The following is an 8,922-nucleotide window of genomic DNA, read 5'->3' on the forward strand; positions in this document are numbered from 1 at the left end:
CGCGCTACCCGCCTGCGCGAACGGCCTGCGGGGCTTTGGATTTCTGCAGGCGCGCCACCATCTCGCCGGCAAAGGCGACGAACGCCTGCGCGCCCTTGGACGACGGGTCGAACACCACGCCCGGCAGGCCGTAGCTGGGTGCCTCGGCCAGCCGCACGTTGCGCGGGATCACGCTGTCGAACACCTTGTCGCCGAAGTGTTCTTTCAGCTGCTCGCTCACCTGCTGCTGCAGCGTGATGCGCGGATCGAACATCACCCGCAGCAGGCCGATGATCTGCAGGTCGCGGTTCAGGTTGGCGTGGACCTGCTTGATCGTGTTGACCAGGTCGGTCAGGCCTTCGAGCGCGAAGTACTCGCACTGCATCGGCACGATCACGCCGTGGGCCGAGCACAGGCCGTTGAGCGTCAGCATCGACAGCGACGGCGGGCAGTCGATCAGCACGAAGTCGTAGTCGGCATCGACCGCCGCGAGCGCCTGCTTGAGGCGCTTCTCGCGCTGCTCCAGCGCCACCAGTTCGACCTCGGCGCCCGCCAGTTCGCGGTTGGCGCCGAGCACGTCGTAGGCGCAGCCGGCCTCGGTCAGGCGCTCGGCCCGGACCCGCGCCTCGGCGACCGGCAGGCCGTCGACCATCACCTCGTAGATGCTGGCCTCCAGCGCCCGCTTGTCCACGCCCGAGCCCATGGTCGCGTTGCCCTGCGGGTCCAGGTCGACCAGCAGCACCCGCTGGCCGATCTTCGCCAGCCCGGCGGCGAGGTTCACGGTGGTGGTCGTCTTGCCGACGCCGCCCTTCTGGTTGGCGACACAAAAAATCTGGGCCATGGAAGCCTTATCGGGAAATCGCGAGACGCAGGCCGAAGCCGATGAGGAAGACACCCGCCAGCCGCTCCAGCGCGCGGGCGACGCCCCGGTGCGCGCGCACCCGGTCGGTCACCGCCCGGGCCAGCGCCACCAGGCCGAGACCGTAGGCGAGCGTGATCGCGGCGATGGTGAGCGCCATGGCCGCGAAGGTGGCCAAGCCGCGGTGGGTCGCCGGATCGACGAACAGCGGGAAGAAGGCCATGTAGAACACGATGGCCTTCGGGTTGAGCAGGGTGATCAGGAACGCCTGGCGGGCATAGTGCCGCGGGGCGATGCGGACGGGGCTGGCGTCCTGCCCGTCGCGGGCCAGCAGCAGCCGCAGGCCGATCCACGCGAGGTAGACGGCGCCGGCGTACTGCACCGCAGCGAATACGGTCGGATAGGTGGCCAGCAGTGCCGATACGCCGCCGACCGCCAGCCACAGCAGCACCTGGTCGCCGGCGATGACGCCGACGGTCGCCGCCGCGCCGGCGCGGAATCCGCCCTTGCCGGTCGAGTTCAGCAGTGCAAAAGTGCCCGGGCCCGGCAGCATCAGGAAGACCAGCACGGCGGCGCAGAAAGCGCCGTAATCGGAGATGCCGAACATGAAAGGCAGAAGGCGTGGGCGGAGGCGGAACGGGCGGTGAGTTTAAGCGCCCTGCTCCGCTCCGCCGGCCGCCGGCCGCATCCAGACAATGCACCGCTCGGCGTCGAGGCCCGGCACCGTCAGCGGTTCCACGTGGAACACCTCGGTATCGGCCGGCAGCGCCTCCATCTCCGAGGTCGGCGTGCGGCCCTTCAGCGCCATCCAGACGCCGCCGGGCGCCAGGGACCGGCGCGACCACTGGGTGAAATCGACCAACGAAGCGAACGCCCGCGAGACGATGACGTTCTGCGGCGCATCCAGCGTTTCCACCCGCGCATGCAGACCGCGCAGGTTGGGTAGCTTCAGTTCCAGCGCCACCTGCTGCTGGAACGCCGCCTTCTTGGCGACGGTGTCCACGCAGGTGACGGATGCCTGCGGCAGACAGACCGCGAGCACCACGCCGGGCAGCCCGGCCCCGGCGCCGACGTCGAGGATGCGGAACGGCGCATCGTCGCCGCGCTGCCGCAGCAAAGGCGGCACGGCCGCCAGGCTGTCGAACAGATGGTGGGTCAGCATCTCCTCCGGATCGCGCACCGCGGTCAGGTTGTAGACCTTGTTCCATTTCTGGACCATGCCGAGGTAACGGGCCAGCCGGGCGCACTGCGCGGCGTCGAGCGACAGGCCAAGCCGGGCGGCGCCATCGGCAATGCGGGCCGGCAGCTGTGAAACAGCGGCCGCAGGCAGGGGCGCCTCCATCAGGCGGTTGCCGCAGGCGCGGCCTCCAGGCGCTTGAAGCCCTTCTTCTTCAGGTGCACCAGCAGCAGCGAGATCGCCGCCGGGGTCACACCCGAAATGCGGGATGCCTGGCCCAGCGTTTCCGGCCGCTGCTTCTGCAGTTTCTGTCGGACTTCGAAGCTCAAGGCCTCGACCTGCAGGTAGTCGAGGTCGGCGGGCAGGCGCATCTGCTCCTGCGCGGCGGCTCGCTGCACTTCGTCCTTCTGGCGGTCGATATAGCCGGCGTACTTCGCCGCGATCTCGATCTGCTCGACCACCGCACCGTAGGCATCGCCGAGCGCCTCGCGGGTCAGCTCGGACGACGCATACCGCCCGCCGTCCAGCGACATCAGGGACGGGTAATCGACATCGGGGCGACGCAGCAGGTCGCCCAGGTTGTACTCGTGCTCGATCGCCTTGCCGAGCACCCGCTCGGATTCAGCTGCCGGCAGATTGCGCGGATTCACCCAGACCGACCGCAAACGTTCTGTTTCACGTGAAACAGCATCGCGCTTGCGGCTGAAGGCATCCCATTGCGCGTCGCCGACCAGGCCCATGCGGCGGCCGGTTTCGGTCAGCCGCATATCCGCGTTGTCCTCACGCAGCTGCAGGCGGAACTCGGCGCGGCTGGTGAACATGCGGTAGGGCTCCGTCACGCCCTTGGTGATCAGGTCGTCGACCAGCACGCCCAAATAGGCTTCGTCGCGGGCCGGCAGCCACGGCGTATCGCCGCGGGCCTGCAGCGCGGCGTTGACGCCGGCGAACAGGCCCTGTGCGGCCGCCTCCTCGTAGCCGGTGGTGCCGTTAATCTGGCCCGCGAAGAACAGGCCGCCAATCTGGCGCGTTTCGAAGCTGCTGCGCAGCGAGCGCGGGTCGAAATAGTCGTACTCGATCGCATAGCCGGGGCGCAGGATGTGGGCGTTCTCCAGGCCCTTCATGCTGCGGACCAGCGCGTACTGGATGTCGAACGGCAGGCTGGTGGAGATGCCGTTCGGATAGATCTCGTGCGTCGTCAGGCCCTCGGGCTCCAGGAAGATCTGGTGGCTGTCCTTGTCGGCGAAGCGGTTGATCTTGTCTTCCACGCTCGGGCAGTAGCGCGGGCCGACGCCCTCGATCTTGCCGGTGAACATCGGGCTGCGGTCGAAGCCGCTGCGGATGATGTCGTGGGTCCGCTCGTTGGTGTGGGTGATCCAGCAGGGCACCTGGCGCGGATGCATCTCCGCCCGGCCCATGATGCTGAACACCGGCACCCGGTCGCCGACGCCGCCCGGCATACCGTCGCCGGGCTGCTCGGTGCACTGGCTGAAGTCGATGCTGCGCCCGTCGATCCGCGGCGGCGTGCCGGTCTTCAGGCGACCCTGCGGCAACTGCAGTTCCTTCAGGCGCGCCGACAGCGACACCGCCGGCGGATCGCCCGCGCGGCCGGCCTGGTAATTGTTCAGGCCGACGTGGATCTTGCCGTCGAGAAAGGTGCCCGCCGTCAGCACCACGGTGCGCGCCCGGAACGTGATGCCGACCTGAGTCACCGCGCCGACCACCCGGTCGCCTTCGACCACCAGATCGTCCACCGCCTGCTGGAACAGCCACAGGTTCGGCTGGTTCTCCAGCCGGTGGCGGATTGCCGCCTTGTAGAGGATGCGGTCGGCCTGGGCGCGGGTCGCCCGCACCGCCGGACCCTTGGAACCGTTGAGGATGCGGAACTGGATGCCCGACTCGTCGGTGGCGATGCCCATCGCGCCGCCGAGCGCATCGACCTCCTTCACCAGGTGCCCCTTGCCGATGCCGCCGATCGACGGGTTGCAGCTCATCTGACCGAGCGTCTCGATGTTGTGGGTCAGCAGCAGCGTGCGGGCGCCCATGCGGGCAGCAGCCAGCGCCGCCTCGGTGCCGGCATGGCCGCCGCCGACGACGATGACGTCGAATTCCTGGGGGTACTGCATGGGAAAACTCCGGGGCCCGCAGGCCGATAATCGATTGCCGTGGTGCCGCCCGGCCGGGCCGCCACCCTGTCCCGCCCCGGCCGGGGCCGGGTCTGGCGACAGGTCGTATGCCTGCCGCTCCCGTGCCGCCGCCGGGGCGAGAAACCCCTGATTTTCCCTCTTTGCCGCCGACCGTGTCTGCCGACAACCCTCTGGCCCGCTTCCTGACCCGACAACTCGGCGACCCGCCGCCGGCGGTCGAGGCCTGGTGGTCGCAGGCGCAGCCGCGCGATCTGCCGCGCGGCCGGATGCTGCAGCAGGCCGGCCAGCCGTGGCGCCACCTGTGGTGGGTGGAGCACGGTGCACTGCGGCTCTACCTCACCGACCGCGACGGCGCCGAGTCCAACAAGAATTTCTTCCTCGACGGGGCGATATTCTGGCCGGTGACACCCAGCCTGCTGCAATCGCCTTCGATGTTTCACGTGGAACCATTGGAGAACAGCCGGGTGTGGGCCCTGCCGATGCCGGCGCCGGGCACACCCGCACCGACCGATGGCTGGGAGCCCTGGCGCCTGCTGGAACACCGCACGCTCTGCCTGCTGCTCGACCACAAGATGCAGCGCGAGCAGGAATTCCTGCAGCTCAACGCCCGCGAGCGCTATGCCCGGCTGCTCGAACGCCACCCGCACTGGCCGGCACGCATCCCATTGCGGCATCTGGCCTCGTACCTGGGCATCACCGACGTGACCCTCTCCCGGCTGCGGAGCGAAATGGGCCTTATCAGAGGTTAAGGCGCGGCGGGCGCCGGGCGCGCACAGTCGGCGGCATCTGGCACTCCCGTGCCTGCCCATGAATGCCGCACCCCGCCCCCTCGCTGCACCCGCCCCTTCCGCACACGCACTGCCACCCGCCCTCGCGCTGGTGCCGCATGCGCTGGCCGTCCTGTGGCTCGGCCTGATGGCCGGGTTCTTCGGCACCTACAGCGGCAACGTCAACCTGGCGACGCTGACGCTCGACGGGCGGACCTACGCGGTGGTGCAGTCGGAACTGAACCGCAACGTCCGGCACCCACTCTTCTTCGCGCTGTTCTTCGGGCCGCCGGTCTGGTGCCTGCTGGCCCTCGCGACCGGCTGGTCGCGCCGGCGCGAAGGCTGGTGGCTGGTGCTGGCTACGGTGGCGGTGGCGTATGTGGCAGGCATCGTGTTTTTCACTCGCGAAGTGAACGTGCCGCTCAATGCCCTGACCGAAGGCTGGAACCCGGCCGCGGTGCCGCCCGACTGGGCCGCCGTGAGGGCACAGTGGAACGCGGCCAACCTCTGGCGGGCGCTGCTCAGCCTGGTCGCGTTCGTCGCCGGACTGGCGACGCTGGTCTGGCGCACCGCCCGGGCGTTCGGGCCCTGGCCGGCGTCCCGGGGCGCGCCCGCCTGCCCCCCGCCCTGCACGCCGGCCCGGCTTTGACGGCACGGTCCCGACGGTAGGGCTTTGACACAGGGGCCCGGCACCGCAGCCCCACCATCGGCGGTCCTGTCTTCCCTGTCCACCGAACGGAGTCTCATGACCGAAGCCGAACAGACATCCATCCTCACCCTCTCGCTGATGGCCGCCTTCGCCGACGGCGACAAGCACGCCCGCGAGCGCGACGAGGTCAAGCGTATCGCCGAAGGCCTGGGCAGCGCCGGCAGCATCGCGGTCGCGCCGCTCTACCAGGACGTGCTGATGCAGCGCACCACCCTGCCCCAGGCCGCCGCCGCGCTCACCACGCCCGCCAGCCGGTCCCTCGCCTACGAAATGGCGGTCTGCGTCTGCGATGCCGACGGCGCCCAGTCGCAGGCCGAGCAGGCGTTCCTGGCGCAACTACGGCAGGCGCTGCAGCTCGGCGAGCGCGAAGCCCGCCCGATCGAGGAGCAGGCCGAGGCGCTGGCCGAGGCGCCGCTGTCGGTGCCGCCCGAACTCGCCGCTACCGCCGCAGCAGCAGTGCCTGCCCCTGCCGGCGGCGCACCCGTCGCCCGTCCGGACGATGCGGCGCTCGACAAGACCATCCTGAACGCCGCCATCCTCAACGGCGCGCTCGAACTGCTGCCCGAATCGCTGTCCACCATGGCGATCATCCCGCTGCAGATGAAGCTGGTCTACGGCATCGGCAAGGCGCACGGCTACGAGCTGGACAAGGGCCACATCAAGGATTTCCTGGCGACGCTGGGCGTGGGCCTGACCTCGCAGTACCTGGAGCAGGCCGGCCGCAAGCTGCTCGGCGGCCTGCTCGGCAAGGTGGGCGGCGGACTGCTCGGCGGGCTCGGCCGGCAGGCGGTCAGCTCGGGCATGAGCTTCGCCTCGACCTATGCGCTCGGCCACGTCGCCAAGCGCTACTACGCCGGCGGCCGCACCTTCTCGACCCAAATGCTCAAAGACAGCTACCAGGGCGTGCTGCAGGAAGCCCAGGGCCTGCAGACCCGCTACCTGCCGCAGATGCAGGAAAAGGCCCGCACGCTCGATGCCGGCAGCGTGCTGCAGCTGGTGCGTGGCCGCTAAGCGACGGGATCGAACGTAAAAACGCCCCGCGCGCAGGCGGGACGTACGCAAGGCGCTATCGAAACAGGAGCACCCGGTTCAGCGCCCGTTCTGCCGCATCGGCATGCCGTCGATCTCGGCGAACACCGCCTGCAGATCGGCCCGGCCGCGCTGGGCCAGCTTGGCACCGCCGTCCTTGCCGACCAGCACCAGCGTGGCCGGCTTGCCGTCTTCCGGCAGGTCGAGGGCCCGCAGCAGGGCACGGGTCTGGTCCGCGCTCAGCCGGCGGCCTTCACGCCGGCCGTCGCCATCGACGACGGTGAACAGCACCATGTCCCGGTCGTCGAAGGCGGCGCGGCCGGCGGGCTGGTCGAGCGTGTCGGTCACGCCCCGCAGCAGCGGATCGTTGGCCGCCGGAGCTACCACCACCAGCGGGCGGGTCTGCCAGCGTTCGGCGATCAGCGGATTCTGGGGCTGGGCGGTCGCGCCGCCGCCGGTGGAGCGCATGAGGGTGCCGCCTGCATCGCGGGCCGGCACGCCGTCGGCGGCCGCTCCCGAGGCGACGCTGCTGGCGTAGGCATAGGACAGGGCCATCAGCGTCAGGATGGTGAAGAACAGCACGTAGAACAGGGTGCGCAGGGATGCGTCGGTGAGGGTCATGGCGGGCTCCGGTGCCGGTATGTCGGCTTGTCCCTATGCTCGCCACGGCGTGCGCCGCCGGCGTCGGCGGGCGCTGACGGGTGCCGTCGGCTGCGGCCCGCCAGCCCCCGCCGCCTGCGCCCTACGAGGCGATCTGCCGCTGCATCGTCGCCTGTCGCGGGTCCGGGTTGTCCGACGGCGCGGTGCCGTCGTGGTTCACCTGAATGTGCATGTAGCGCATCGACACCGGGCCGAACATCGTCGCGAAGGCGGCGTCCTTGGCGTCGCGGCCGGTGCCGACCCGCACCATGCGATCCACCGGCGCCATCGCGGTCGCGTCGAACATCACCCACTGGCCGCCGAGCCAGGCCTCGAACACCGCGTGGAAATCCTGCGGCGGCTCGTCGAACCGCACATAGCCGACCACCAGCCGCGCCGGGATGTTCAGCGCCCGGCAGAAGGTGATCGCCAGGTGTGCGAAGTCTCGGCACACGCCGGCACGCTGCAGGTACACGTCCTGGGCGCTGGTGGTGGAGGTGCTGGTGCCGACCTCGTAGGCGATGTTGTCGCGGATCCACTGGCAGATCGTCTCGACCCGGGCGTAGCCGGGCGGCACGTGGCCGAACAGGTGCTGTGCCGCGCGGCCCATCACGTCGGACTGGCAGTAGCGGGTCGGCATCAGGCAGTGCAGCACCTCGTTGGGCAGGTCGGCGATGCGGCCCTCCTGCAGCTGCGGATCGGCCGGCGGCCGGGCCAGCTCCACCCGGGCGTCGTAGCGCACGACCAGCACGTCGCCCTGGCGCGCATCGCAGCGGAAGAAGCGGTTGCCGTTGTTCGTGTCCTCGAATTCCTGCACCGCGATGCCGGGCGTGACGGTCAGCTTCTCCTCCAGCGTGCGCTGGCCAGCGGTGCGGGCCGCCTGGATGTTGAAGAGGAAGTGGGCGTCGCCGTGGACGGTGTATTCGAGGTCGCAGCGGATGGCGGTGACGGGGTTCACACAGGGCCTTGTTCGTGGTGGGTAGGGAAAGGACGGCAGTCGGCCGCCGGGAAGAGTGCAGCAGGCTGCGCCCACAAAAAAGCCGCGTCGATGCGCGGCCCTCGGATCGGCGTACGCGGCGCGTCAGTCGTGTGCAGTCTCTGCAGCGCTCGCCTCCCGGGCCGCAGTCGCCTGAACCGCCGGACGGGCGGCATGCAGGCGCCGTGCGAAGTGCGCCGCCATGCTGGCCACTGCGTGGGTAGCACGCTGGTGGCGCGAGCGCGAGGGCGGCACGCCGCCTTCCCACCAGTCGTTCGCCGTGGTGCGCAGCACGCGGGTCGCGTACCAGAGCGGGGTGTACATCGGCACCACCGCGGGTGCCGAAGCGGATGTCGGGGCGGCGCGGCCCAGCACGTCCGGTGCAGCGTCGAGGACCATCAGTCGAGCGCCTTTCGTGCGGCTCCCACGCCCAGGGCGGCCAGGACGATGAAGACGATGGCGATGACCAAGAACAGGCCGAACAGCACCTTGGCGATGCCGGCCGAGCCCGCGGCCACGCCGGTGAAACCGAGCGCACCGGCGATGAGCGAGATGATGGCGAAGACGATGGCGTACTTGAGCATGGTGGTCTCCGGGGGGTGACAGGGCTGACGACATCGGATTCGTCAGGAATGAGCGCAAG

General features: G+C 69.9%; 11 protein-coding genes. 3 read left to right on the forward strand and 8 right to left on the reverse strand.

Going from position 1 to position 8,922, the window contains the following annotated elements:
- Positions 1-4: 4 nt before the first annotated feature.
- The 4 genes from QZ500_RS06780 to mnmG are packed head-to-tail and all read right to left on the reverse strand — an operon-like array spanning position 5 to position 4,138.
- Positions 5-820, reverse strand: a complete 816-nt coding sequence (locus QZ500_RS06780; protein ID WP_295852648.1) for a ParA family protein — start codon at positions 818-820, stop codon at positions 5-7.
- Positions 821-827: 7 nt separating this feature from the next.
- Positions 828-1,445, reverse strand: coding sequence for a LysE family transporter (locus tag QZ500_RS06785; RefSeq protein WP_295852651.1), 618 nt, complete (start codon positions 1,443-1,445; stop codon positions 828-830).
- Between the two features lie 42 nt (positions 1,446-1,487).
- A complete protein-coding gene (gene rsmG / locus QZ500_RS06790) occupies positions 1,488-2,180 on the reverse strand; it encodes a 16S rRNA (guanine(527)-N(7))-methyltransferase RsmG (protein ID WP_295852656.1) in 693 nt (230 codons plus the stop codon).
- Complete coding sequence (mnmG, locus tag QZ500_RS06795; protein WP_295852659.1) at positions 2,180-4,138, reverse strand: tRNA uridine-5-carboxymethylaminomethyl(34) synthesis enzyme MnmG; 1,959 nt, start codon at positions 4,136-4,138, stop codon at positions 2,180-2,182. The genes rsmG and mnmG overlap by 1 nt, the downstream gene beginning before the upstream one ends.
- A gap of 173 nt (positions 4,139-4,311) precedes the next feature.
- Between mnmG and QZ500_RS06800 the strand changes: the two genes are divergently transcribed.
- The 3 genes from QZ500_RS06800 to QZ500_RS06810 all read left to right on the forward strand — a co-directional run bounded on the left by QZ500_RS06800 (position 4,312) and on the right by QZ500_RS06810 (position 6,646).
- Positions 4,312-4,908, forward strand: a complete 597-nt coding sequence (locus QZ500_RS06800) for a Crp/Fnr family transcriptional regulator (protein WP_295852664.1) — start codon at positions 4,312-4,314, stop codon at positions 4,906-4,908.
- Between the two features lie 58 nt (positions 4,909-4,966).
- Positions 4,967-5,575, forward strand: a complete 609-nt coding sequence (locus QZ500_RS06805) for a DUF1772 domain-containing protein (RefSeq protein ID WP_295852665.1) — start codon at positions 4,967-4,969, stop codon at positions 5,573-5,575.
- Between the two features lie 96 nt (positions 5,576-5,671).
- The gene (locus tag QZ500_RS06810) at positions 5,672-6,646 is read left to right on the forward strand and encodes a DUF533 domain-containing protein (RefSeq protein ID WP_295852670.1); all 975 of its coding nucleotides are present in this window, start codon (positions 5,672-5,674) and stop codon (positions 6,644-6,646) included.
- A 78-nt stretch (positions 6,647-6,724) separates the two neighbouring features.
- Here QZ500_RS06810 and QZ500_RS06815 read toward each other — a convergent pair whose 3' ends face one another.
- The 4 genes from QZ500_RS06815 to QZ500_RS06830 form a co-directional block, all read right to left on the reverse strand.
- Positions 6,725-7,285, reverse strand: coding sequence for a DUF4174 domain-containing protein (locus QZ500_RS06815; protein ID WP_295852672.1), 561 nt, complete (start codon positions 7,283-7,285; stop codon positions 6,725-6,727).
- A gap of 121 nt (positions 7,286-7,406) precedes the next feature.
- Positions 7,407-8,261, reverse strand: coding sequence for a transglutaminase family protein (locus tag QZ500_RS06820; protein ID WP_295852675.1), 855 nt, complete (start codon positions 8,259-8,261; stop codon positions 7,407-7,409).
- A gap of 123 nt (positions 8,262-8,384) precedes the next feature.
- Positions 8,385-8,678, reverse strand: a complete 294-nt coding sequence (locus QZ500_RS06825) for a hypothetical protein (protein ID WP_295852677.1) — start codon at positions 8,676-8,678, stop codon at positions 8,385-8,387.
- Positions 8,678-8,863, reverse strand: coding sequence for a DUF1328 domain-containing protein (locus tag QZ500_RS06830; RefSeq protein WP_295852680.1), 186 nt, complete (start codon positions 8,861-8,863; stop codon positions 8,678-8,680). Before QZ500_RS06830 ends, QZ500_RS06825 begins: the two co-directional genes overlap by 1 nt.
- Positions 8,864-8,922: the final 59 nt, after the last annotated feature.

Origin of the sequence: uncultured Xylophilus sp. (genome assembly GCA_913776965.1) — a bacterium.
Lineage (GTDB): Bacteria > Pseudomonadota > Gammaproteobacteria > Burkholderiales > Burkholderiaceae_C > Xylophilus.